Annotated in this window: 22 protein-coding genes and 2 tRNA genes; 15 read left to right on the forward strand and 9 right to left on the reverse strand. The window is 69.6% G+C overall.

The genetic code is table 11. The annotated features are described in order from the left end of the window. Positions 1–162: 162 nt before the first annotated feature. From rsmG to rpmH, 6 genes are all read right to left on the reverse strand, one after another. Positions 163–879, reverse strand: coding sequence for a 16S rRNA (guanine(527)-N(7))-methyltransferase RsmG (rsmG, locus tag ACIO92_RS10900; protein ID WP_366443579.1), 717 nt, complete (start codon positions 877–879; stop codon positions 163–165). A 117-nt stretch (positions 880–996) separates the two neighbouring features. Continuing rightward, on the reverse strand, positions 997–1,506 hold the full coding sequence (locus tag ACIO92_RS10905; protein ID WP_366443578.1) for a R3H domain-containing nucleic acid-binding protein: 510 nt from the start codon (positions 1,504–1,506) through the stop codon (positions 997–999). Between the two features lie 29 nt (positions 1,507–1,535). Next, positions 1,536–2,846, reverse strand: a complete 1,311-nt coding sequence (gene yidC, locus ACIO92_RS10910; protein ID WP_366443577.1) for a membrane protein insertase YidC — start codon at positions 2,844–2,846, stop codon at positions 1,536–1,538. Positions 2,847–2,849: 3 nt separating this feature from the next. Further along, positions 2,850–3,176 (reverse strand): membrane protein insertion efficiency factor YidD, encoded by a 327-nt coding sequence (gene yidD / locus ACIO92_RS10915; protein WP_329855968.1) that lies wholly within the window; start codon positions 3,174–3,176, stop codon positions 2,850–2,852. Next, positions 3,173–3,544 carry a ribonuclease P protein component gene (rnpA, locus tag ACIO92_RS10920; protein ID WP_366443576.1) on the reverse strand — a complete coding sequence of 124 codons (372 nt, stop codon included), beginning with the start codon at positions 3,542–3,544 and terminating at the stop codon, positions 3,173–3,175. Before rnpA ends, yidD begins: the two co-directional genes overlap by 4 nt. 22 nt (positions 3,545–3,566) lie before the next feature. Next, the gene (rpmH, locus tag ACIO92_RS10925) at positions 3,567–3,704 is read right to left on the reverse strand and encodes a 50S ribosomal protein L34 (protein ID WP_006381191.1); all 138 of its coding nucleotides are present in this window, start codon (positions 3,702–3,704) and stop codon (positions 3,567–3,569) included. A gap of 395 nt (positions 3,705–4,099) precedes the next feature. Here rpmH and dnaA point away from each other — a divergent pair, with 395 nt between their 5' ends. From dnaA to ACIO92_RS10975, 10 genes are all read left to right on the forward strand, one after another. Then, on the forward strand, positions 4,100–5,848 hold the full coding sequence (gene dnaA, locus ACIO92_RS10930; RefSeq protein ID WP_366443575.1) for a chromosomal replication initiator protein DnaA: 1,749 nt from the start codon (positions 4,100–4,102) through the stop codon (positions 5,846–5,848). Between the two features lie 1,036 nt (positions 5,849–6,884). After that, positions 6,885–8,015: a DNA polymerase III subunit beta gene (dnaN, locus tag ACIO92_RS10935; protein ID WP_366443574.1), complete on the forward strand. Its 1,131-nt coding sequence runs from the start codon at positions 6,885–6,887 to the stop codon at positions 8,013–8,015. Between the two features lie 171 nt (positions 8,016–8,186). After that, entirely contained in the window at positions 8,187–9,065 is an 879-nt protein-coding gene (gnd, locus tag ACIO92_RS10940; protein ID WP_366443573.1) for a phosphogluconate dehydrogenase (NAD(+)-dependent, decarboxylating), read from the forward strand. Positions 9,066–9,122: 57 nt separating this feature from the next. Next, complete coding sequence (gene recF, locus ACIO92_RS10945) at positions 9,123–10,244, forward strand: DNA replication/repair protein RecF (RefSeq protein WP_366443572.1); 1,122 nt, start codon at positions 9,123–9,125, stop codon at positions 10,242–10,244. Further along, entirely contained in the window at positions 10,241–10,792 is a 552-nt protein-coding gene (locus tag ACIO92_RS10950) for a DciA family protein (RefSeq protein WP_351783324.1), read from the forward strand. The genes recF and ACIO92_RS10950 overlap by 4 nt, the downstream gene beginning before the upstream one ends. A 726-nt stretch (positions 10,793–11,518) precedes the next feature. Beyond that, positions 11,519–13,546, forward strand: coding sequence for a DNA topoisomerase (ATP-hydrolyzing) subunit B (gyrB, locus tag ACIO92_RS10955; RefSeq protein ID WP_366443606.1), 2,028 nt, complete (start codon positions 11,519–11,521; stop codon positions 13,544–13,546). Between the two features lie 41 nt (positions 13,547–13,587). Continuing rightward, on the forward strand, positions 13,588–16,209 hold the full coding sequence (gene gyrA, locus ACIO92_RS10960; protein ID WP_401235280.1) for a DNA gyrase subunit A: 2,622 nt from the start codon (positions 13,588–13,590) through the stop codon (positions 16,207–16,209). Positions 16,210–16,315: 106 nt separating this feature from the next. Continuing rightward, the gene (locus tag ACIO92_RS10965) at positions 16,316–16,876 is read left to right on the forward strand and encodes a DUF3566 domain-containing protein (protein WP_366443570.1); all 561 of its coding nucleotides are present in this window, start codon (positions 16,316–16,318) and stop codon (positions 16,874–16,876) included. 98 nt (positions 16,877–16,974) lie between these two features. Further along, positions 16,975–17,048: transfer RNA gene (locus tag ACIO92_RS10970), tRNA-Ile, on the forward strand. A 157-nt stretch (positions 17,049–17,205) separates the two neighbouring features. After that, on the forward strand, positions 17,206–17,340 hold the full coding sequence (locus tag ACIO92_RS10975) for a DLW-39 family protein (protein ID WP_003958712.1): 135 nt from the start codon (positions 17,206–17,208) through the stop codon (positions 17,338–17,340). 905 nt (positions 17,341–18,245) lie between these two features. Here ACIO92_RS10975 and ACIO92_RS10980 read toward each other — a convergent pair. After that, positions 18,246–18,794, reverse strand: coding sequence for a DNA-binding protein (locus ACIO92_RS10980; RefSeq protein WP_351783332.1), 549 nt, complete (start codon positions 18,792–18,794; stop codon positions 18,246–18,248). 129 nt (positions 18,795–18,923) lie between these two features. Between ACIO92_RS10980 and ACIO92_RS10985 the strand changes: the two genes are divergently transcribed. The 3 genes from ACIO92_RS10985 to ACIO92_RS10995 all read left to right on the forward strand — a co-directional run bounded on the left by ACIO92_RS10985 (position 18,924) and on the right by ACIO92_RS10995 (position 20,167). After that, a tRNA-Ala gene (locus ACIO92_RS10985) sits at positions 18,924–18,996 on the forward strand. Between the two features lie 342 nt (positions 18,997–19,338). Continuing rightward, a complete protein-coding gene (locus ACIO92_RS10990; protein ID WP_366443568.1) occupies positions 19,339–19,605 on the forward strand; it encodes a GlsB/YeaQ/YmgE family stress response membrane protein in 267 nt (88 codons plus the stop codon). Between the two features lie 178 nt (positions 19,606–19,783). Further along, positions 19,784–20,167 carry a DUF6344 domain-containing protein gene (locus tag ACIO92_RS10995; RefSeq protein ID WP_366443567.1) on the forward strand — a complete coding sequence of 128 codons (384 nt, stop codon included), beginning with the start codon at positions 19,784–19,786 and terminating at the stop codon, positions 20,165–20,167. Between the two features lie 679 nt (positions 20,168–20,846). On the opposite strand, the gene ACIO92_RS11000 is transcribed toward ACIO92_RS10995, so the two are convergent. Next, positions 20,847–21,548: a DUF5324 family protein gene (locus ACIO92_RS11000; protein WP_402280082.1), complete on the reverse strand. Its 702-nt coding sequence runs from the start codon at positions 21,546–21,548 to the stop codon at positions 20,847–20,849. Between the two features lie 207 nt (positions 21,549–21,755). On the opposite strand from ACIO92_RS11000, the gene ACIO92_RS11005 reads away from it, so the two are divergent. Both ACIO92_RS11005 and ACIO92_RS11010 read left to right on the forward strand, forming a co-directional pair. After that, the gene (locus tag ACIO92_RS11005) at positions 21,756–22,283 is read left to right on the forward strand and encodes a peptidylprolyl isomerase (protein WP_366443565.1); all 528 of its coding nucleotides are present in this window, start codon (positions 21,756–21,758) and stop codon (positions 22,281–22,283) included. 23 nt (positions 22,284–22,306) lie between these two features. Next, positions 22,307–23,191: a rhomboid family intramembrane serine protease gene (locus tag ACIO92_RS11010; protein ID WP_366443564.1), complete on the forward strand. Its 885-nt coding sequence runs from the start codon at positions 22,307–22,309 to the stop codon at positions 23,189–23,191. Positions 23,192–23,564: 373 nt separating this feature from the next. On the opposite strand, the gene crgA is transcribed toward ACIO92_RS11010, so the two are convergent. Then, positions 23,565–23,819, reverse strand: coding sequence for a cell division protein CrgA (gene crgA, locus ACIO92_RS11015; RefSeq protein ID WP_306329356.1), 255 nt, complete (start codon positions 23,817–23,819; stop codon positions 23,565–23,567). Between the last annotated feature and the right edge of the window lie 67 nt (positions 23,820–23,886).

The raw sequence follows: 23,886 nt of genomic DNA on the forward strand, positions 1-23,886 counted from the left end.
CGTGGGTGGATTCAGCCGGGGGCGACGGTCCCGAGGCGTGGCGGCCGCGCGCCCGCGGCCGATGATCCCTTGCAGCAGTGAGCGACGTTTCACGTGAAACACCTTGCCCCTGCCGCCGCACCAGGGTCGCCCGACACTCCGAAATGGGATGTATGGGGACTTTCAGCGACGCCGACGAGTCTTGCTCGTCCGCGCGGCCTTGGCCCGCTTGGCGGCGAACCGCACACCACCGGGGCTCTCGCCGACCTCCACCCGGACGACCGTGGACAGCGGATCGACGATCCCCTCGCCCACGTGCAGCACCGAGGTCTCCACCACGCCGAGACGGGCGAGAGCGGCCCGTGCTCCGCTGATCTCTTCCTCGGCGGTGTCTCCCTTGAGCGCGAGCATCTCGCCGTACGGGCGCAGCAACGGGACACCCCAACCCGCCAGCCGGTCCAGCGGGGCCACCGCTCGGGCGGTCACCACATGCACGGGGGTGATCTTGCCGAGCATCTCCTCCGCTCGCCCCCGGGCCACGGTCACATGGTCGAGTCCGAGCATTTCGACGACCTCCTGGAGGAAGTTCGTCCGACGCAGAAGGGGCTCAAGGAGCGTGATCTTCAGATCGGGCCGGACCAGCGCCAGCGGGATGCCGGGCAGGCCGGCGCCTGAGCCCACATCGCAGACCGTGACGCCCTCGGGGACGACCTCCGAGAGGACGGCACAGTTCAGCAGGTGGCGTTCCCAGAGACGCGGAACCTCACGCGGGCCGATGAGGCCGCGCTTCACACCCGCGTCCGCCAGGAGCTCCGCGTACCGCACGGCCTCCGGGAAGTACTCACCGAAGACTGTCCGCGCCTGCTCCGGAGCCTCGGGGAGCTCCGCTTCCTCCGTCACGGGAACCGTCCTTCCGTACCGCACGTCCAGCGTGCGAGCGCACTGTGGTGGCTGACTATCGGGCTGACAAAGATCGGCCCCGCCTGCGAACAGACGGGGCCGACACTACGTGAGGGTTCAGGCCGGAAGCACGACGACGAAGCGCTGCGGCTCCTCGCCCTCGGACTCGCTGCGCAGACCGGCGGCGGCGATCGCGTCGTGCACGACCTTGCGCTCGAAAGGCGTCATCGGGTCCAGCTTGACCGGCTGGCCCGAGGTCTTCACCTCGTTCGCGGCCTTGGCTCCCAGTTCGGCGAGCTCGGCGCGCTTCTGCGCGCGGAAGCCCGCGATGTCCAGCATCAGGCGGCTGCGGTCACCGGTCTCACGGTGCACGGCCAGCCGGGTCAGCTCCTGAAGGGCCTCCAGGACCTCACCGTCGCGGCCCACGAGCTTCTGCAGTTCGCGGCTGCTGGAGTCGCTGATGATCGAGACCGCGGCGCGGTCCGCCTCGACGTCCATGTCGATGTCGCCGTCGAGATCGGCGATGTCGAGCAGACCTTCGAGGTAGTCGGCCGCGATCTCACCCTCCTGCTCCAGGCTGTTCAGGGTGTCGCCCTCGGCAGCGGCGGTGGTGGTGCCTTCCGTCACGGATGGACTCCTTCTTGCTTCTGGGCGGCTTACTTCTTGGAGGACGGGTGCTTGGGCCGCTGCTGGCCCTTGCGCTGACCGGACTTGCCCTGGCGGGAGCCTCCGGAGTTGGCACGGCTCGGGCGGCCGGGCTTGTCGGCCGGTGCCGCGTCCTTCGACTCGTCCTTGGCCGTGGGCTTCTTCTCGAGCGAGGGGCCCTCCGAGGGGCCCTCGTCCTCGGAGGCGGCCTCGGAGGCCTCCTCGGTGTCCGCTGCCGTGTCCTTGGAGGCGCCGGCCTGGCGCTGGGCCTTGGTCTGGCGCTTGGGCTGCTGACGCTTGGCGGCACCGCCCTCGGCCTCGGCGGCGACCGTGTCGCTCTTGAGCACGTTGCCGTCGGTCTGGGCGGCGAAACCGGCCTTGGCCAGGCCCGCGAAGAAGCGGCGCTCGTTCTCGTTGCGGTCACCGCCCTTGGCCACGATGGCCTTGACGATGTTCTTCCGGCGACGGCCGCGGACCTCGCCGTGCTGCGTGACGTTCTTCAGCAGCCGCTGGAGGTAGGAGTCCTGCGCCTTGCTGCCCGGAGTCGGGTTCTGGCTGATCACGTACATCTGCTGGCCCATGGTCCACACGTTGGTGGTCAGCCAGTAGACGAGGACACCGACGGGGAAGTTGACACCCATGACGGCGAAGATCACCGGGAAGATGTACATGAGCATCTTCTGCTGCTGCATGTACGGCGTCTTCACCGAGAGGTCGACGTTCTTCATCATCAACTGGCGCTGGGTGAAGAACTGCGAGGCCGACATCAGGACGATCATGATCGCGGTGACGATGCGGACGTCGGTCAGCGAGGCGTCGAGCGCGGCGACCTTCTCGGCGCTGTCCGTGAACTTGGCGGCCAGCGGGGCACCGAAGATGTGGGCCTGACGAGCACTCTCGAGGAGCGGCTGGTCGATGACGCCGATGACCTTGCCCGAGGCGATCGAGGACAGCACGTGGTACAGCGCGAAGAAGAACGGCGACTGGGCCAGGATGGGAAGGCACGAGGAGAGCGGGTTGGTACCCGTCTCCTTGTACAGCTTCATCATCTCTTCGGACTGACGCTGCTTGTCGCTCTTGTAGCGCTCCTGGATCGCCTTCATCTTCGGCTGGAGCGCCTGCATGTTCCGCGTCGACTTGATCTGCTTGACGAACAGCGGGATCAGACAGATACGGATCAGCACCACGAGGGACACGATGGACAGGCCCCAGGCCCAGCCCGTGTCAGGGCCGAAGACCGCCCCGTACACCTTGTGGAACTGGACGATGACCCAGGAAACAGGCCAGGTGATGAAGCTGAACAGACTGGCGATCGTGTCCACTAATCAGGCTCCTTGAGCATTGGGCGAGGTCTCGGCGGCCGGGCTCGTCTCGGCGGGGGACCCGCCCTTGTCGCCACGCAACGCGTTCCGCAGCATCTCGTGCCAGCGGGGGCGCTTGCGCGCGGGGACGTGGTCCACTCCGCCGGGCGACCACGGATTGCACCGCAGGATGCGCCAGGCGGTCAGGGCCGTGCCCTTGATCGCGCCATGCCGGTCGATGGCCGTGAATCCGTAGTGGGAACACGACGGGTAGTACCGGCAGACGGGCCCCAGAAGGGGGCTGATCGTCCACTGGTACAGCTTGATGAGAGCAAGGAGCGGGTACTTCATCGCGCGCCCCCTCCCAGCAGCCGCTCAAGAGCGGCGTCCAGGTCTCGGGCCAGCTGCGCGTGGTCGGCGTCGCCGGCACCGGGCAACGCCCGTACGACCACCAGGCTACCGGGGGGCAGCTCGGTGAGACGGTCTCGCATGAGATGGCGGAGGCGACGCTTCACCTGGTTGCGTACGACCGCACCGCCTACGGCTTTGCTCACGACGAAACCCGCACGCGTCTGGGGAGCGCTCTCCCCAGGCGCGTGCGGGTCCGTTGCACCGCTGCGTAGGTGGACGACGAGGAGCGGGCGCCCGGCCCTGCGTCCTCGTCGTACCGCAGTTGCGAAGTCCTCGCGCCGCCTCAGCCGATTCTCGGTAGGCAGCACGTCATGACCTGTTTGAGGTGGATCAGGCGGACAGGCTCGCGCGACCCTTGCCACGGCGGTTCGCCAGGATGGCGCGGCCGGCGCGGGTGCGCATACGCAGACGGAAGCCGTGGGTCTTCGCACGACGACGGTTGTTCGGCTGGAAGGTGCGCTTGCTCACTCGGGGGCTCCAGAAATGATTCGTAGATGGCGGGACATCGCCTGGCTGTCACCGTGCGCCCACGAGTAGCTCGCAATACGCCCGAGTGCACCGCTTCACGATCACAGACCGTGATCTTTGCCCATCGGAGGCAGGCGGCAGCAGCCATCGACAACTCGACCTGGTCACGGTACGCGCGGCTACGCCATCCGGTCAAACCGACCTGTCGCCACCTCCCATTGTGCACAGGCTGTGGACAACAACTTGAACCACGTCAGGCGGCGCGACTACCTTGGACAGACTCCACAATCTTTTCCGTTCTGTCCTCTCCTGTCCTCACGGACCCGTCCTCACGGACACCGACCCACCGTCCCCGAGAACCACACCATCGTGGGACCTGCGAGAAAGCGTGCCCTGTGGCTGACGTACCTGCCGATCTTGCCGCAGTGTGGCCACGCGTCCTGGAACGTCTCCTCGCCGAGGGCCAGCAGGGGATCGAGCCCAAGGACAAGCAGTGGATCGAACGCTGCCAGCCGCTCGCCCTGGTCGCCGACACGGCGCTGCTCGCCGTCCCCAACGAGTGGGGCAAGCGCGTCCTGGAGGGCCGCCTGGCCCCGCTGATCAGCGAGACCCTCAGCCATGAGTGCGGCAGGCCGATCCGGATCGCGATCACCGTCGACGAGTCGGTCGGGGAGCCGACGCCGCCCGCTCCCCCGGCGCAGCAGCCGCAGCAGTCCCGGTACGACGAGCGCGGGCAGGCGGAGACGTACGAGAAGTACGACGGCTACGGCCACCGGCCGATGCCCGACGACGGGCTGCCCACCGCCCGCCCCGCCTACCCGGACTACGGGCAGCAGCGGCCCGACCCCGGCGCCTGGCCGCGGACCCAGGAGGACCTGTCCTGGCAGCAGCCGCGGCTCGGCGGCTACCAGGAGCGCGCCCCGTACACCGGCCCCGAGCAGTCCCGGCAGCCGCGCTACGACGAGCCGTCCCGGGGGTACGAGCCGCAGCGCTCCGAGCTGCCCGACCCGCAGGGCCACGGTGGTGCCCGCCCCGGCCCCCGGCCGGGCGGTCCCGTGCCGGGCCCGGGTTCCTCTTCCAGCGGGCAGGGCACGGGCGCGCCGGGCGAGCAGCACGCGCGGCTGAATCCCCGGTACCTCTTCGACACCTTCGTGATCGGTTCCTCGAACCGGTTCGCGCACGCCGCCGCCGTCGCGGTGGCGGAGGCGCCGGCGAAGGCGTACAACCCGCTTTTCATCTACGGCGAGTCGGGCCTCGGCAAGACCCACCTGCTGCACGCGATCGGGCACTACGCGCGGAGCCTCTACCCGGGCACGCGCGTGCGGTACGTGAGCTCGGAGGAGTTCACCAACGAGTTCATCAACTCGATCCGGGACGGCAAGGGCGACGCCTTCCGCAAGCGCTACCGCGATGTGGACATCCTGCTCGTCGACGACATCCAGTTCCTCGCGAGCAAGGAGTCGACGCAGGAGGAGTTCTTCCACACCTTCAACACCCTGCACAACGCGAACAAGCAGATCGTGCTCTCCTCGGACCGGCCGCCCCGGCAGCTGGTGACCCTGGAGGACCGGCTCCGCAACCGCTTCGAGTGGGGCCTCACCACCGATGTGCAGCCGCCGGAGCTGGAGACCCGGATCGCGATCCTCCGGAAGAAGGCGGTGCAGGAGCAGCTGAACGCCCCGCCGGAGGTGCTGGAGTTCATCGCCTCCCGGATCTCACGGAACATCCGCGAGCTGGAGGGCGCGCTGATCCGGGTGACCGCCTTCGCGAGCCTCAACCGGCAGCCGGTGGACCTGGGCCTGACCGAGATCGTCCTGAAGGACCTGATCCCGGGTGGCGACGACTCGTCGCCGGAGATCACCGCACCGGCGATCATGGCGGCCACGGCCGACTACTTCGGGCTCACGGTGGAGGACCTGTGCGGATCGTCGCGCAGCCGCGTCCTGGTGACGGCCCGGCAGATCGCCATGTACCTGTGCCGGGAGCTGACGGACCTGTCGTTGCCGAAGATCGGCGCGCAGTTCGGCGGGCGTGACCACACGACGGTGATGCACGCGGACCGGAAGATCCGCGCGCTGATGGCGGAGCGGCGCTCCATCTACAACCAGGTCACCGAGCTGACCAACCGCATCAAGAACGGCTGACGGGCGGCGGCGCGACCCCGCCGGACCCAAGGGCGCCCCGGGACACCTCCCGGGGCGCCCTTCGCCGTTCCCGGGCCTTGTCCCGTACGCCGTCGGGGCGGCGGGACCGGCGACCGGACCTGGCCCGAGCGGAAGTCCCCCGATTCCGTATCCGAGCGGTCCCCGAGCCGTCCCCTGACGCTTCCCGCACCCTCTCCAGAACCGCTCCAGACCCTCCTGGGGCTCTCTCCAGACCCCCTCCGGACCCCTCCTCGGGGCCTTCTGGAGCACCTGCGGGGCCGTACGCGGCTGTGCACGGACGGTCGCCACGGCGCGGGGCTGTTCGATTAAGCCGCTCCGGTGGCAGGTTCTCCACAGATTGGGGGATGATCTCCCGTCCACAGGGTGGGGACTACGAAGTTATCCGGATCGTGTCCACAGGCCCGGCTGGTGACAGATCATCACCCCAGGTCAGCACCCTGTGGAATTGTGCATAAAAGATCTCCACAGGCTGTGGATAAAATTTTCGTCCACAGGAGGCCTCGAAGGTTGTCCACCGGCAACCCACAGGCAGCAGCCCGTTGCCCACAGCTTCTCCACACCCCTGTCCACTGTTCGGCAACAAAACGGCCATGGTCACCGCGCCGAGTGAAAGCCGTCACACCAAGGTGGACGGTTGGGCTGTGGGGAACCCGGGTAAAGCTGGGGACATCGCTGGGGAGAACTCCCCGTCGCCTGTGCATGGCCTGTGCAGAACTTTCGGGTGTCCACAGAGACCCCGGGTTTTCCACCGCCTCCACCCACAGGCTCGGTGGACAAAAAACAGGGCCTGACCTGCGAATACGGGGTTATCCACCGTTTCCACAGGCCCTACTACTACTCCTACTTAGAGTTAGCTAGGAATCCGCTTCGAAGTGGGGCCTGTGCACAACTCGCCGCCGGAGCTCGGACGCCTGCTCGACCCGACTTGACCCCGAGCAGCACCGAGTGTCGGCGGCGTACGTCAGACTGGTTCTCGCAGTCGACGAAGAGCCAGCAACAGCAGGAGGCGGTTCCGGTGAAGATCCGGGTGGAGCGCGATGTACTCGCGGAGGCGGTGGCCTGGGTGGCCCGCAGCCTTCCGGCCCGTCCGCCGGCGCCCGTGCTCGCGGGCCTTCTGCTGAAGGCCGAGGACGGCGCGCTGAGCTTCTCCAGCTTCGACTACGAGGTCTCGGCCCGTGTCTCCGTCGGGGCGGAGGTCGAGGAGGACGGCACCGTCCTGGTCTCCGGCCGTCTGCTCGCCGACATCTGCCGCGCCCTCCCCAACCGCCCGGTGGAGATCTCCACCGACGGCGTCCGGGCGACCGTGGTCTGCGGCTCCTCCCGCTTCACCCTCCACACCCTGCCCGTGGAGGAGTACCCGGCGCTGCCCGAGATGCCGACCGCCACCGGCACCGTCCCCGGTGAGGTCTTCGCCTCCGCCGCCGCGCAGGTGGCCATCGCCGCCGGCCGTGACGACACGCTGCCCGTCCTCACCGGTGTGCGCATCGAGATCGAGGGCGACACCGTCACCCTGGCCTCCACCGACCGCTACCGCTTCGCGGTCCGCGAGTTCCTGTGGAAGCCGGAGTCCCCGGACGCCTCCGCCGTCGCCCTGGTGCCCGCGAAGACCCTCCTGGACACCGCGAAGGCGCTCACCAGCGGTGACACGGTCACCCTGGCGCTCTCCGGCTCCGGCAAGGGCGAGGGCCTCATCGGCTTCGAGGGCGCGGGCCGCCGCACCACCACCCGGCTCCTCGAGGGCGACCTGCCGAAGTACCGGACGCTCTTCCCGACCGAGTTCAACTCGATCGCCGTGATCGAGACCGCGCCGTTCGTCGAGGCCGTCAAGCGCGTGGCCCTGGTGGCCGAGCGCAACACCCCGGTGCGGCTGAGCTTCGAGCAGGGCGTGCTCATCCTCGAAGCCGGCTCCAGCGACGACGCACAGGCTGTGGAGCGGGTCGACGCGAAGCTGGAGGGCGACGACATCTCGATCGCCTTCAACCCGACCTTCCTGCTCGACGGTCTGAGCGCGATCGACTCCCCGGTCGCCCAGCTCTCCTTCACGACCTCCACCAAGCCCGCGCTGCTCAGCGGCAGGGCGGCCGTGGACGCCGAGGCGGACGAGGCGTACAAGTACCTGATCATGCCGGTGCGGCTCTCCGGCTGAACCCGGGTCCGGGGATCGCCCCCGGAGGCCGCCCGTGGAGCGGTGCGGCCCTCCGGTCGAGCGCCCCGTACGGGGCTTCGCCTGAGCGGCTGACCCCACAGGTGTGCACCCGCGTCCGGGCGTAGGCTCGGACGCGGGTACGAACCGCACACGACGCTTAAGGAATCTCTGATGGAGCTCGGTCTCGTCGGTCTCGGCAAGATGGGCGGCAACATGCGCGAGCGCATCCGCCGCGCAGGCCACACCGTCATCGGATACGACCGCAACCCGGACCTCGCCGATGTCCACAGCCTGCAAGAGCTTGTGGGCAAGCTCAAGGGTCCGCGCGTCGTGTGGGTGATGGTCCCGGCCGGTGCCGCGACCCAGTCCACCATCGACGAGCTGGCCGAACTGCTCTCCCCCGGCGACATCGTCGTGGACGGCGGCAACTCCCGCTGGACCGACGACGAGAAGCACGCGGAGGAGCTGGCGGCCAAGGGCATCGGCTTCGTCGACTGCGGTGTCTCCGGCGGCGTCTGGGGCCTGGAGAACGGCTACGCGCTGATGTACGGCGGCTCCGCCGAGGACGTGGCGAGGGTCCAGCCGATCTTCGACGCCCTCAAGCCCGAGGGCGAGTTCGGCTCGGTCCACGCGGGCAAGGTCGGCGCGGGCCACTTCGCCAAGATGGTCCACAACGGCATCGAGTACGCCATGATGCAGGCCTACGCCGAGGGCTGGGAGCTCCTGGAGAAGGTCGACTCCGTCACCGATGTGCGCGAGGTCTTCCGCTCCTGGCAGGAGGGCACGGTCATCCGTTCCTGGCTGCTCGACCTCGCGGTGAACGCGCTGGACGAGGACGAGCACCTGGACGCGCTCCGGGGCTACGCGCAGGACTCCGGCGAGGGCCGGTGGACCGTCGAGGCGGCCATCGACAACGCGGTGCCGCTCCCGGCGATCACAGCCTCGCTGTTCGCGCGGTTCGCCTCGCGGCAGGACGACTCCCCGCAGATGAAGATGATCGCCGCGCTGCGCAACCAGTTCGGCGGCCACGCGGTCGAGTCCAAGAAGTAGTCCACAGGCTGTGCACCCGGTGGTGCACAGCCGCTGGGGGAAGGTCGGCGCCCAACCATGCACGTCACGCACCTCTCGCTGGCCGACTTCCGCTCGTACGCCCGGGTCGAGGTACCGCTCGACCCGGGCGTCACCGCTTTCGTGGGTGCCAACGGCCAGGGCAAGACCAATCTGGTCGAGGCCGTCGGCTATCTCGCGACCCTGTCCAGCCACCGGGTCGCCTCCGACGCGCCGCTGGTGCGGATGGGCGCCGAGCGCGCCGTCGTGCGCGCCGCCGTCACCCAGGGCGAGCGCTCCCAGCTCATCGAACTCGAACTCAACCCGGGCCGCGCCAACCGCGCCCGCATCAACAGGTCCTCGCAGGTCAGACCGCGTGATGTGGTCGGCATCGTGCGGACCGTGCTGTTCGCGCCGGAAGACCTCGCCCTGGTGAAGGGCGACCCGGGCGAGCGCCGACGCTTCCTCGACGAACTCATCACGGCGCGCACGCCGCGCATGGCGGGCGTCCGCTCCGACTACGAGCGCGTCCTCAAGCAGCGCAACACGCTCCTGAAGTCGGCGGCGATGGCCCGCAGACACGGCGGTCGCGGCATGGACCTGTCGACGCTCGACGTCTGGGACCAGCACCTGGCCCGTGCCGGGGCGGAGCTGCTCGCCCAGCGGCTCGACCTGATCTCCGTACTCCAGCCGCTCGCGGACAAGGCGTACGAGCAGCTGGCGCCCGGCGGGGGACCGCTGCTCCTCGAGTACCGGCCGTCCGCGCCCGGCGCCGGGCACACCCGCGAGGAGCTGTACGAGCAGTTGCTCGCCGCCCTGGGAGAGGTGCGCAAGCAGGAGGTCGAGCGGGGCGTCACCCTGGTCGGTCCGCACCGCGACGAACTGCTCCTCAGGCTCGGCGACCTGCCCGCCAAGGGGTACGCGAGCCACGGCGAGTCCTGGTCGTACGCGCTGGCGCTCCGGCTCGCCTCGTACGACCTGCTGCGGAGCGAGGGCAACGAGCCGGTCCTCGTCCTCGACGACGTCTTCGCCGAACTGGACGCCCGGCGGCGCGAACGGCTCGCGGAGCTGGTGGCGGGCGGCGAGCAGGTCCTCGTCACCGCTGCCGTCGACGACGACGTGCCGGGTGTCCTCGCCGGGGCGCGTTACACGGTGGCGGGCGGGACGGTCGAGCGGACATGAGCGAGGGTTCCCCACAGCCTGTGGACAGGCCCGCGGTCCCCGAATCCTCCGGAGTGGACCTCGCCAGGGTCGCCCTGCGCGCCGCCAAGGAACAGGCGAAGGCGCGGGGCGCAGCCGCCCAGCAGAAGAAGCAGGCCCGGCGCGGGGGCGGACTGCGCTCCGGCGCGCGCGCCGACGGGCGCGACCCGATGGCGCTCGGAGCCGCGATCAACCGGCTGATCACCGAGCGGGGCTGGGAGACGCCCGCGGCCGTCGGCGGGGTCATGGGCCGCTGGCCGCAGATCGTCGGCGAGGACCTGGCCAAGCACTGCGTACCGCTGAAGTTCGACGACGAGCCGGACGCGCGCGTGCTGACCGTCCAATGCGACTCGACGGCCTGGGCGACCCAGCTGCGGCTGCTCGCCCCCCGGCTCGTCGCCCGCCTCAACGAGGACCTGGGGCACGGGACGGTACGGGTGATCAAGGTCCTCGGCCCCGGCGCGCCCCGGCGCGGGTACGGACCGCTCAGGGCCCCCGGCAGCGTCGGGCCCGGGGACACGTACGGGTAGCCGCCCTCCCGTGAGGCGGGGCGTGCTGGGCGCTGGGCGCGCGGCGAAAGGGGCGTGCGCCCAGCGCCCGCCGAAAGTGTGCGCGCCCTCACACGAGCCTCCCTCGCACGAGCTGTACCCCAGCACGAGCAGCCTTCGCCTGAGCCGCCCCACCAGATCGCCGCCACCCCCGGCCGTTCCCACTCCGGGCCGCCCTCACCCGGCCGTCCCCCCGCGCGAGCGTCCTCGGCGCGGCCCGTCCTCCCGCGCGGGAGCCCCGACGCGGGCCCGTCCTCATGCGCCCGCCCCACCCGGCTCCTCGGCGGACGGCCCGTCACCACGTGCCCGGCCGGGCACGGCCCGCCAGCCCATGTGCCCGCGCACGGGCGCTCGTACACGCGCGCCCGTGCGGATGTCCCGATTCCGCCGCACCCCTCCCCGCCGCCCGGCGGTTCCGTCCCGCCCCCGCCCGCCCGTTCCGCCCCCGCGGGCCCGTGCCCGTGACACGGCGGGCCGGATGCCCACAGCGAGACATCGGCCCGAAGCGCTGGGTGGCCGTCAGGGGGCTCTGGAGCCCCTGTCCGGATATGGGGAGTCGTCTAGCTCCCACTCAGGGCGGCACATGCGGACTCAGGTACCGGCAAACCCCCATGAGTGTCGGCGCTACCGGTAGACTGGAAGGAATCCCGCCACCCCGCGGAAATGTCGAACGACGCAGCCGGCTCCCGTATGCCCGGAGAACGGTCTGTGCTGTGCCAGAAAGGGCGCTTCGTGGCCGATTCCGGCGACCCCAACGAGAACAACCAGTACACCGCCAACAACATCCAGGTCCTCGAAGGCCTGGATGCCGTGCGCAAGCGCCCCGGCATGTACATCGGCTCGACCGGCGAGCGCGGTCTGCACCACATGGTGCAGGAGGTCGTCGACAACTCGGTCGACGAAGCCCTGGCCGGTCACGCCGACACCATCGACGTGACGATCCTGCCCGACGGCGGCGTCCGCGTGATCGACAACGGCCGCGGCATCCCGGTGGGCATCGTGGCCTCCGAGGGCAAGCCGGCCGTCGAGGTCGTCCTGACCGTGCTGCACGCGGGCGGCAAGTTCGGCGGCGGCGGCTACGCCGTCTCCGGCGGTCTGCACGGTGTCGGTGTGTCGGTCGTGAACGCCCTGTCCACGAGGATCGCCGTCGAGATCAAGACGGACGGTCACCGCTGGACGCAGGAGTACGCGATGGGCGTCCCGACCGCCCCGCTCGTCCAGCACGAGGCGACCGAGGAGACCGGCACCTCGGTCACCTTCTGGGCCGACCCGGACATCTTCGAGACCACCGAGTACTCCTTCGAGACGCTCGCGCGCCGCTTCCAGGAGATGGCCTTCCTCAACAAGGGCCTCACCCTGACGCTCACGGACGAGCGCGAGTCGGCGAAGGCCACGGTCGGGGCGGACGTCCCCGCCACGGAGGCCACCGAGCCCGCCGCCCGCACGGTGAAGTACCACTACGAGGGCGGCATCGTCGACTTCGTGAAGTACCTCAACTCGCGCAAGGGCGAGCTGATCCACCCCACGGTGATCGACCTGGAGGCGGAGGACAAGGACAAGAGCCTGTCCCTCGAGGTCGCGATGCAGTGGAACAGCGGCTACAGCGAGGGCGTGTACTCCTTCGCCAACATCATCCACACCCACGAGGGCGGCACGCACGAGGAGGGCTTCCGGGCGGCGCTGACCTCGCTGATCAACAAGTACGCGCGCGACAAGAAGCTGCTCCGCGAGAAGGACGACAACCTCACGGGCGACGACATCCGCGAGGGTCTGACGGCGATCATCTCGGTCAAGCTGAGCGAGCCGCAGTTCGAGGGCCAGACCAAGACGAAGCTGGGCAACACGGAGGCCAAGACCTTCGTGCAGCGCGCGGTCTACGAGCACCTCAACGACTGGCTCGACCGCAACCCGATCGAGGCCGCGGACATCATCCGCAAGTCGATCCAGGCCGCCACCGCGCGCGTGGCCGCGCGCAAGGCGCGCGACCTGACCCGCCGCAAGGGCCTCCTGGAGTCGGCGTCGCTGCCGGGCAAGCTCTCCGACTGCCAGTCGAACGACCCGTCCAAGTGCGAGATCTTCATCGTCGAGGGCGACTCCGCCGGCGGTTCGGCCAAGTCCGGCCGCAACCCGATGTACCAGGCCATCCTGCCGATCCGCGGCAAGATCCTGAACGTCGAGAAGGCGCGGATCGACAAGATCCTGCAGAACACCGAGGTCCAGGCGCTCATCAGCGCCTTCGGCACCGGGGTGCACGAGGACTTCGACATCGAGAAGCTCCGCTATCACAAGATCATCCTGATGGCGGACGCCGACGTCGACGGCCAGCACATCAACACCCTGCTCCTGACCTTCCTCTTCCGCTTCATGCGGCCGCTGGTCGAGGCCGGGCACGTCTACCTCTCCCGCCCGCCGCTCTACAAGATCAAGTGGGGCCGGGACGACTTCGAGTACGCCTACTCGGACCGGGAGCGGGACGCGCTCGTCGAGCTGGGCAAGCAGAACGGCAAGCGGATCAAGGAAGACTCGATCCAGCGCTTCAAGGGCCTCGGCGAGATGAACGCCGAGGAGCTGCGCGTCACCACCATGGACGTCGAGCACCGCGTCCTCGGCCAGGTCACCCTGGACGACGCGGCCCAGGCCGACGACCTCTTCTCGGTCCTCATGGGTGAGGACGTCGAGGCACGCCGTTCGTTCATCCAGCGCAACGCCAAGGACGTTCGCTTCCTCGACATCTGAGTCGGTCCCCGCTGACCGTACGAAAGGACTGACGACCAGCAATGGCCGACGAAACCACGCCCACCGGCACCACCGAAGAGCAGGAACCCGTCATGCGGATCGAGCCCGTCGGGCTCGAGACCGAGATGCAGCGCTCGTACCTCGACTACGCGATGTCCGTCATCGTGTCCCGCGCGCTGCCCGACGTACGGGACGGCCTCAAGCCCGTCCACCGGCGCGTGCTGTACGCGATGTACGACGGCGGCTACCGGCCCGAGAAGGGCTTCTACAAGTGCGCCCGCGTCGTCGGTGACGTCATGGGCACGTACCACCCGCACGGCGACTCCTCGATCTACGACGCGCTCGTCCGGCTCGCCCAGCCCTGGTCGATGCGGATGCCGCTCGTCGACTCCAACGGCAACTTCGGCTCCCCGGGCAACGACCCGGCCGCCGCCATGCGCTACACCGAGTGCAAGATGGCGCCGCTGTCGATGGAGATGCTCCGCGACATCGACGAGGAGACCGTCGACTTCACGGACAACTACGACGGCCGCAACAAGGAGCCCACGGTCCTCCCGGCCCGGTTCCCGAACCTGCTGGTCAACGGCTCCGCGGGCATCGCCGTCGGCATGGCCACCAACATCCCGCCGCACAACCTGCGCGAGGTCGCGGCCGGTGCCCAGTGGGCCCTGGAGCACCCCGAGGCAAGCCACGAGGAACTCCTCGACGCCCTGATCGAGCGGATCAAGGGCCCGGACTTCCCCACCGGCGCGCTCGTCGTCGGCCGCAAGGGCATCGAGGAGGCGTACCGCACCGGTCGCGGCTCCATCACGATGCGCGCGGTCGTCGAGGTCGAGGAGATCCAGAACCGCCAGTGTCTGGTGGTCACGGAGCTCCCGTACCAGACCAACCCGGACAACCTCGCGCAGAAGATCGCCGACCTGGTCAAGGACGGCAAGGTCGGCGGCATCGCCGACGTCCGCGACGAGACCTCGTCCCGGACCGGCCAGCGCCTGGTGATCGTGCTCAAGCGCGACGCCGTCGCCAAGGTCGTCCTCAACAACCTGTACAAGCACACCGATCTCCAGACGAACTTCGGCGCGAACATGCTGGCGCTCGTCGACGGCGTGCCGCGCACCCTCTCGCTCGACGCGTTCATCCGCCACTGGGTGACGCACCAGATCGAGGTCATCGTGCGCCGGACCCGCTTCCGGCTGCGCAAGGCCGAGGAGCGCGCCCACATCCTGCGCGGTCTGCTCAAGGCGCTCGACTCGATCGACGAGGTCATCGCGCTCATCCGGCGCAGCGACACCGTCGAGATCGCGCGCGGCGGCCTGATGGAGCTGCTCCGGATCGACGAGATCCAGGCCAACGCGATCCTGGAGATGCAGCTCCGCCGGCTCGCCGCCCTGGAGCGCCAGAAGATCGTCGCCGAACACGACGAGCTCCAGGCGAAGATCAACGAGTACAACGCGATCCTGGCCTCCCCGGAGCGCCAGCGCTCGATCGTCAGCGAGGAGCTGGCCGCGCTCGTCGAGAAGTTCGGCGACGACCGCCGGTCCAAGCTCGTGCCCTTCGACGGTGACATGTCCATCGAGGACCTGATCGCCGAGGAGGACATCGTCGTCACCATCTCGCGCGGTGGCTATGTGAAGCGGACGAAGACCGAGGACTACCGCTCGCAGAAGCGCGGCGGCAAGGGCGTGCGCGGCACGAAGCTGAAGCAGGACGACATCGTCGACCACTTCTTCGTCTCCACGACCCACCACTGGCTGCTGTTCTTCACGAACAAGGGCCGGGTCTACCGCGTGAAGGCGTACGAGCTGCCCGACGCGGGCCGGGACGCGCGCGGCCAGCACGTCGCCAACCTGTTGGCCTTCCAGCCGGACGAGCAGATCGCGCAGATCCTGGCGATCCGCGACTACGAGGCCGCGCCGTACCTGGTGCTCGCGACCAAGGCCGGTCTGGTGAAGAAGACCGCGCTGAAGGACTACGACTCGCCGCGCTCCGGCGGTGTCATCGCGATCAACCTGCGCGAGACCGAGAACGGCGCGGACGACGAGCTGATCGGCGCCGAGCTGGTCTCCGCCGAGGACGATCTGCTGCTCGTCAGCAAGAAGGCGCAGTCGATCCGCTTCACCGCAACGGACGACGCGCTGCGTCCGATGGGACGCGCCACCTCGGGCGTCAAGGGGATGAGTTTCCGCGAGGACGACGAGCTGCTCTCGATGAATGTCGTCCGGCCCGGTACGTTCGTCTTCACCGCGACCGACGGCGGCTACGCGAAGCGCACCGCCGTCGACGAGTACCGCGTCCAGGGCCGCGGCGGCCTCGGCATCAAGGCTGCCAAGATCGTGGAGGACCGGGGCTCGCTCGTGGGCGCGCTGGTGGTGGAGGAGACGGATGAGATCCTCGCCATCACACTGTCCGGCGGTGTGATCCGTACGCGAGTCAGCGAAGTCAGGGAGACCGGCCGTGACACCATGGGCGTCCAGCTGATCAACCTGGGCAAGCGTGACGCCGTCGTCGGCATCGCGCGCAACGCCGAGGCGAGCGGTGACGACGAGGTGGACGAGTCCGACGAGGCCGTGGAGGCGTCGGAGGACACGGTGGTCGAGACCGTGGTGGTCGAGACCGGGACAGTCGAGGGCACGGAGCCCTCGGCAGGGGAGCACGAGGAGTGAGAGCGTGAGTGGAGCCACGGGCGCCGGATCGGCGGCTGCCGGAGCTTCTGCTGGTGCTGGAGCGAACGGCGCCCGTGGCTCCGCCACGGACTCCCAGGGGGTTGCGGTGACGGACACTCGGGGGCAGCAGCCCCCGTACGAGACCTACAACGGGCCGCTGCCCGGTGAGCGCACGAGTGCGCAGCCGACGGGGCCCTACCATCCGCCGCAGGCGTACGGCGCTTCGGCGCCGGGCGGCCAGCAGGCGGGGACCGGTGCCGTGCGCCGGCCGCGTACCGGGGCACGTACGACGCCCCGGACGCGCAAGGCGCGGCTGCGGGTGGCCAAGGCCGATCCGTGGTCGGTGATGAAGGTGAGCTTCCTGCTCTCCATCGCGCTGGGCATCTGCACGGTCGTCGCGGCGGCCGTGCTGTGGATGGTCATGGACGCCATGGGCGTCTTCTCCACGGTCGGCGGCACGATCAGCGAGGCGACGGGCTCGAACGAGTCCAACGGCTTCGACCTGCAGTCGTTCCTGTCGCTGCCGAGGGTGCTGATGTTCACCTCGGTGATCGCGGTGATCGACGTGGTGCTGATGACCGCCCTGGCGACGCTGGGCGCGTTCATCTACAACCTGTCGGCGGGCTTCGTGGGCGGTGTGGAGCTGACCCTCGCCGAGGACGAGTAGGGCGTGCGGGGCCGGCCCGGGAACGGATTTTGGGACTGGCCCCCACGTGCGCTAATCTTCAGGAGTCAGCGCGCGGGACATACTCCGCAGAGCGCGGCGGGGCTATAGCTCAGTTGGTTAGAGCGCATCCCTGATAAGGATGAGGCCACAGGTTCAAATCCTGTTAGCCCCACAGTGACGATCGGCCCGGACGGTACTCCGTCCGGGCCGATCTGTTTCTCCGGACGCGGCCGGAGGTTTGAACCTCGCACAGGTCACCGATCGGTATCGGTCGATGTGTAGAGTGGGCGTCAGAAGTCCCCTACGTCAACGAAGGACGAGGTCGCGCGGTGAAGAAGCTTCTCCTGGTCGCACTGGCCGCCATCGGCGGGCTCCTCGTGTACCGCCAGATCCAGGCGGATCGCGCCGAGCAGGACCTGTGGACGGAGGCGACCGACTCCGTGCCCGCAGGTTCCGGTGTCTGAGTCGAAGAACGTCTGTGGGTGAAGCCCCGGCCGCGCGTGAGCGGGCCGGGGCTTCGCTCTGTCCGAGCGATTTTTCCTTGCCGGTGTGAAGCGCCGAGGGGGAGCGCGTGAGGAAGCGGGCGTGCGCGGGCGGGACGGTGCCGGGGGCACCGGAGGGCCGGGGGCGTGCTCGGGGGCGTACGGCGGGCCACGGGGCCCACAGGGGCGGGTGGGAGCGGCCGGGAGTGACAGGAGGTGCTGTCCGGGGCAGCTGCGGGGCTCCCGGGGCGCTCTGGCACTCTGGGCGGAAACCCGGTGGCAGGGGTCCCGTTGATCGCGGATCTCGTCCCGCGCCTCGTCACCCCTCGGCGCGGGCAGCACCTCGACGGCCGCGCCGAGCGACTCGCGGGCGCCCGTGACCGGTACGGAACCGGCCCTGCGGGGTCGGGCCGGAGCAGCCCAGCGAGGACCTGCCACAGCGGCTCGGGCACGCCTTCGGGGGGCTCGGGGTGCCGTGCTCGACGAAGCCCCACACCAACCAGTGCCCTGGAGTCCGGTACGCGGCCCTGGCGCGGATGCAGCGTGACCAGACCGACCGCGAACAGATCGGTAGGGAAGTCGGGTTCGGCGCCGAGGATCTGCTCGGGCGCGAGATGTCCGGGCGTGCCCACGAGGTGGTGCGCCGCGGTCAGACGGAGCAGCGCCCGCTCGCGGACGAAGCGGAGCAGTGTGTGTCGCTCTGGAGCAGAACCCCGCAGCACCTTGGCCGTCAGGTGGCGGCGGCGCCGGTGGTCCCGGGCGCGGCGGACGGCGCCTGCGCCGCCCCGCCCGGCCGGGCCGACCAGCTAGTACCGGCCGGCGAAGACCCCACCCCTCGTGCTGCGCCCGCTCCCCGGTGCGTGGTCCCGGTGGTGCCGCCGGACGGTCTAGTTCTGGTGCGACTCGTAGTGGGCGACGGCGTCCGCCGTGCGGCCCGCGCCGTACACCCGGAGGAACTCCGCCAGTTCCGGGTGGGCCGGGGCGAGGGAGTCGGCGGCGTCGATGATGTCGCCCGCCGCCGCTACGGAGCGCAGCAGGGACTGGATCTCGCGGACCACCCGGCGCACGGTCGGCGCGCCGGAGCCGTTGGTGGGCTGGGTGGCGCCGGTGAGGACGGAACCGCCCTGCGACTTCTTGACCTCGTCCATCCGGTCGGCGGCCTCGGCGGCGCTGACACTGCCGTCGGCGACCTGGACGGCGAGCTCCTGGAGGGCCTGGACGCGCTGGACGACGGCCGGATTGCCGATCTTGGCCCGCTGGCCGCTCATCAGCTGGGACAGCATGGGCGCGGAGAGCCCGAGGACGGCCGCGAGCCTGGCCTGATTGAGCCCGAGGTCGTCGATCAGCCGACGGAAGAGCGCCCCCAGCGGCTCCCCGTACCAACTGCGCTGAAGCTCTCTGGCTCTGGCCGTGGCTTCCTGCTGCGCTGCGTCCATGACTTACTCCCCATCCCTGCGGTTCGCCACCGCGAACCTCGCACAGCATCTTACGGAGCGTGGTCGCGGACCGGGAGTCCTATCCTTTTGCCGGACATGGGGGGTGACCCGGTACGCTGTCCTCGTTCCGGGGCCTTAGCTCAGTTGGTAGAGCGCTGTCTTTGCATGGCAGATGTCAGGGGTTCGACTCCCCTAGGCTCCACGTGACAAGACCCCTCCGGCCTGTGTTCCGCACAGGCCGGAGGGGTCTTTTCGGCATTCTCGCCGGTCGTGCTCGCGCCCGTCGGCGGCGGCGGGCGGACGGTCCCGCCGGTCCCACCCGTGCGGCCGGTGTTCAGGCGCGGTCCGTCAGTTCCTCCGCGTAGACCTGGGGCAGCGGCTGCGGGCCGATGTACCGCAGCAGAACAGGGCGGCCCTCCGGCCGTACGAGAGGGCGCGGCAGAGGGTTTCGTACGGCGGGCCGGGGGCAGGTCGGCGTCGTGGGGCCGGTGCTCACCCGTACCCGGTCCCGTCCACTCCCGCCCTACCGGAAGGAAGCTCATCCATGGGCATCATCAGCTGGATCGTCCTCGGCCTCCTGGCCGGAGCCGTGGCCAAGTTCCTCCTGCCCGGACGTGATCCGGGCGGCCTCATCGGCACCACCCTCATCGGCGTCGCCGGGGCCTTCCTCGGCGGCTGGCTCTCCGCGACCTTCCTGGACCGCCCGATACAGACCCAGTTCTACGACCTCGCCACCTGGGGCGCGGCCATCGGCGGCGCCCTGGTGCTGCTGATCGCCTACCGGGTCCTGTTCGGCAACTCCCGGAACTGACCGCGCCGGGGCCCGCGGGTTCCGGCCCGCTGGTCCGGACGGGTGGTGTTCATCGGAAGAACTGCGCGGCGGCGGCCACGGTCCGTGCACATCGGGAGCGCATCCACATCATGGGAAAAGTACGTAAAGCGCGCAACCCGAAATGAACCATCCGAGAACATCACGAAAGCGAGGGGCCATGGCCACCGCCAAGGTCAAGCAGTTCTGGACCGCCTTCCTCTCCGTCCTCTTCGCCCTGCTCTCCTCCGTCGGCCTGGCGGGCACCGCCACGGCCGCCCAGCCGCAGGCCGTCCACCAGCCCGAGGAGCCGGTCACCGCCCCGGCCCGCGTCGCCACCGTCGCCACCGCGCCGGGCGGGCGGACGGAGGCCTCCGTACCGGCGCAGCGGACGCACCGGTGGACGCTCGCCGGGGACCGTTCCCTGCCGCCCACCCTCAAGCAGCGCATCGCCGCCGAGGCCCACGGGTCCTCGCCCGCCGCGCGGCACCGCTCGTCGGCCGGTGCCCCGGCCGTGAGCGACGAGCCCGCCGCGCTGACCGAGCTGGCGCTCGCCGCCGCGTAGCGCCGGTGACCACGATCGCTCGCGTCCTTCCGCGCGTCCCGGCCTCACGGCCGCTCCGCACGGCACGTCTCCTCGTACGTCTCGTCCCTCCGCAGGTCACGCGCCCCGGTACGTTCCCCGGGAGCCGGTGTACGGCTCTCCGGCCGCGTCCCTCGGTACGTCGCTCCGCGCACCTCATGGCCGCGGGGCCCGCAGGACCTGTGGCTCCGTAGGACCTGTGGAACCCGTAGCTCGGCAGGACCCGTGGAACGCAGGACCGGCGAGCCAGGCAGGACTTCTCGGCCCGGCGGCAGGACTCCTCAGTTCCATGAGACCCAGGAACCCCTGTGGCTTTGGGAGCCCAGCAAAACTCCTCAGCCCCACAAAACTCCCCAGCCTCACAAGGCTTCTCAGCCCCACAAGGCTCACAGACACGAATAGCCCCACAAGCCCACGACTGGACGCACAAGACCCACAAGCCCCACAGACTCAGCCGGACCTGACGAGTCCCACCGGACCTACAGGCCGAGCCGGACCCACCAGCCCAGTCGGACCCACCAGACCCACCAGCTCACTCGGGCCCATCAGCCCGACGGACCCACCAGCCCAGAGTCCGTTCACACCGGCCCAGCCAGACCCACAAGCTCCGTCAGACCCCTGTGCCCTGCCAGATCCGCAAGCCCCGTGAGATACGTCGGCCTCAGCGGCGCTCGTCGTGTTCGCCGGCCTCTTCGGCCGCGGCGACGGCATCCGCCCCGGTCTCCGCCTCCGGGTCGAGGGAAGCCACCTTGCCGTCCACCGACGACGGGACGGTGTCCTCGTCCACCTCGGTGGGAGCGGGCGGTTCGACCAGCCAGTCGGGGTTGGCCTGCTTGTCCCAGCACTTCCAGGCGGCGACCGCGCCGCCGACCAGAAGCCCCAGGACCACCAGGCCCTTGGTGAGGCGTCCGGCCCTGGCCCGGCGCTCATGCTTCCGTACGATCTTCTGGATCTCCCCCGGCGTCACCTGCCCGCGCAGCGCGGCCCAGGCGGCGGTGGAACGCGACCCGGCCTCCTCCAGGACGGGACCGGTCGCGGCGACCGCGTGCTCGACGCGGGGAACGGTGTAGTCGGCCGCCTGTCGCGCGGCCAGGCGGGTCTTGACCGCCGCACGGTGTGCGGCCGCGTCGACCCGCGGCGGTACATGCGGTGCGACGTACGCGTCGTACTGCGCACGAGCCTGCTCCCGGGCCACGCACGCGGCCTTCGAGACCTTCGGCGCGAGCAGTACGCGCGCTTCGTGCGCGTAGTGCGCCGCCTGGTCCTTCGCCGTGCCTGCGTACGGCGCCACCACTTCCGCGGCGTGCAGAACGTTCTCCTTCGCCGAACCTGTGGCGGCGCGCACGCTGTCCATGCGGGTCACGGGATTCCTCCTCCTCGGTGGTGATGTCGCCCGCTGGCGATGTCGGTTTTTCACCTTTCCATCCTTTTCGAAATCATGCCCGCCGGAGCGAGGTCCGGCATGTGGGGCGGGCATCCGGGTCATGCGAGGATCGGACACGCCAGAGACAGGCGTGACATGACACGGCCCGACCGTGGCAGACACGCACGACGTGGACGGAAGGCGACCGTGGCCGAGCAGCTGTACGCGATCATCAAGACCAGCCAGGGCGACATCGAGGTCCGGCTGATGCCGTTCCACGCCCCGAAGACCGTCCGGAACTTCGTCGAACTCGCTTCCGGCGAGCGCGAGTGGACCCACCCCGCGACCGGCAAGGTCTCCTCCGACCCGCTGTACGACGGCACGGCCTTCCACCGGGTCATCAAGGGGTTCATGATCCAGGGCGGCGATCCGCTCGGTGACGGCACCGGCGACCCGGGGTACTCCTTCGCCGACGAGTTCCACCCCGAGCTGTTCTTCGACCGGCCCTATCTGCTGGCCATGGCCAACGCGGGACCGGGCACCAACGGCTCGCAGTTCTTCGTCACCGTCGCCCCCGCGACCTGGCTGAACCGCAAGCACACCATCTTCGGCGAGGTCGTCGACAAGGAGAGCCGCAAGGTCGTCGACGCCGTCGTGGCCCTGCCGACCGACCCGCACACCGAGCGTCCGCTCCAGGACGTGGTCGTCGACACCGTGGTGATCGAGAAGCGCTGAGCCGGAAGGGACGGGAACCCCGTATGGATCCGCGGCCCTCCACGGACCCGCAGGCCGGTCCGGCGCGCTGCTACCGCCACCCGGAGGCCGAGACCGGCATCCGCTGCACCCGCTGCGACAAGCCGATCTGCACCGCGTGCATGATCTCCGCCGCCGTCGGCTTCCAGTGCCCCGACTGCGTGCGCGGCGGCTCGGGCACCGGCCACTCCGCCGACGCCAACCGCCCGAGGACGCTCGCGGGCGGCCGGATCGAGCGCGACGGACGGTTCGTCACCAAGATCCTCATCGGGATCAACCTCGCCGTCTACCTCGCCGTCCTCGCCTTCGGCGACCGGCTGGTGGACCAGCTGGTGCTCATCGGGTACGCGTACAACCCGTTCCTCGGCGAGGTCGTCGGGGTCGCGGACGGCGAGTGGTACCGGCTGCTCACCTCGGCCTTCCTCCACCAGGAGGTCTGGCACATCCTCTTCAACGTGATGGGCCTGTGGGTGATCGGCGGGATCGTCGAGCCCGAACTGGGCCGGGTCCGGTACACCGCCTTGTGTCTGCTCTCCGGGCTCTCCGGCTCGGCGCTCGCCTATCTCGTCGCCGCGCCCAACCAGCCGTCGCTCGGTGCCTCCGGCATCGTCTACGGGCTCATCGGCGCCTGGGTCGTGCTGGCCCGCAGGCACCGGCACGACATGCGCCCGGTGATCCTCTTCGTGGCGCTCTCGCTCCTCGTGACATTCACCCGTCCGGGAATCTCCTGGGAGGCGCACGTCGGCGGCCTGGTCGCGGGCCTCCTGGTGACGTACGCCCTCGTGCACGCGCCCCGGGCCCGCCGTGACCTCGTGCAGTACGGGGCCTGCGGCCTGGTCCTGCTGATCGACCTGGGGATCGTGCTGGCCCGTTCGGCGGCGCTCACCTGAGTGCAGGGGGCTCTGGATGAGCTTTTCGGCGAGCTTTCCCCAGAGTTATCCACAGTGAGTGGCGGGTTGTCCCCGCTGTGTGGGGAAATGCCACGCCCCTCGCCTCTGACCTGGGGTTTTTCCAGGGAGGCGAGGGGCATCACTCATTCGAGCGAGGGTGATTCCGGTCATACCGGCGTCAACTTGGCGCGAGTTATCCACAGATCTTCTGAAGTTATCCAGTGCTGTGCACAACGCTGTGGATAAGCTCAGGGGAGAACTTGACGAGCGACCGTCGGAGCGGTCCGACCGTCGTCCCCCGCGCGGACCGCTCCGAACGGACCGGTGCCGTGCGAGGGCCTCGTGGTGTCCTGCGACGGTGCGGGCGGGCCCGCTACTTCCACTGGGTGGAGACGCCGAACCCGGCCGCGATGAAGCCGAAGCCCACCACGATGTTCCAGTTCCGGATCGACTCGATCGGCATCGAACCGTCGGTGACGTAGAAGACCACGATCCACACCAGACCGATGGCGAACAGCGCCAGCATCACCGGCGCCACCCAGCTGCGATTGGTCAGCTTGATGTTGGTCGCCTGCTTCGCGGGCGGGGGCGTGAAGTCGGCCTTCTTGCGGATCCGTGACTTCGGCACGAGGGACTCTCCTGTCGATGCGCTGCGTGACCGCGCAGGGAACTGTGGCTGGCGCCGGGATGTGACG

The sequence above is a fragment of the Streptomyces sp. NPDC087215 genome (assembly GCF_044744885.1).
GTDB lineage: Bacteria > Actinomycetota > Actinomycetes > Streptomycetales > Streptomycetaceae > Streptomyces.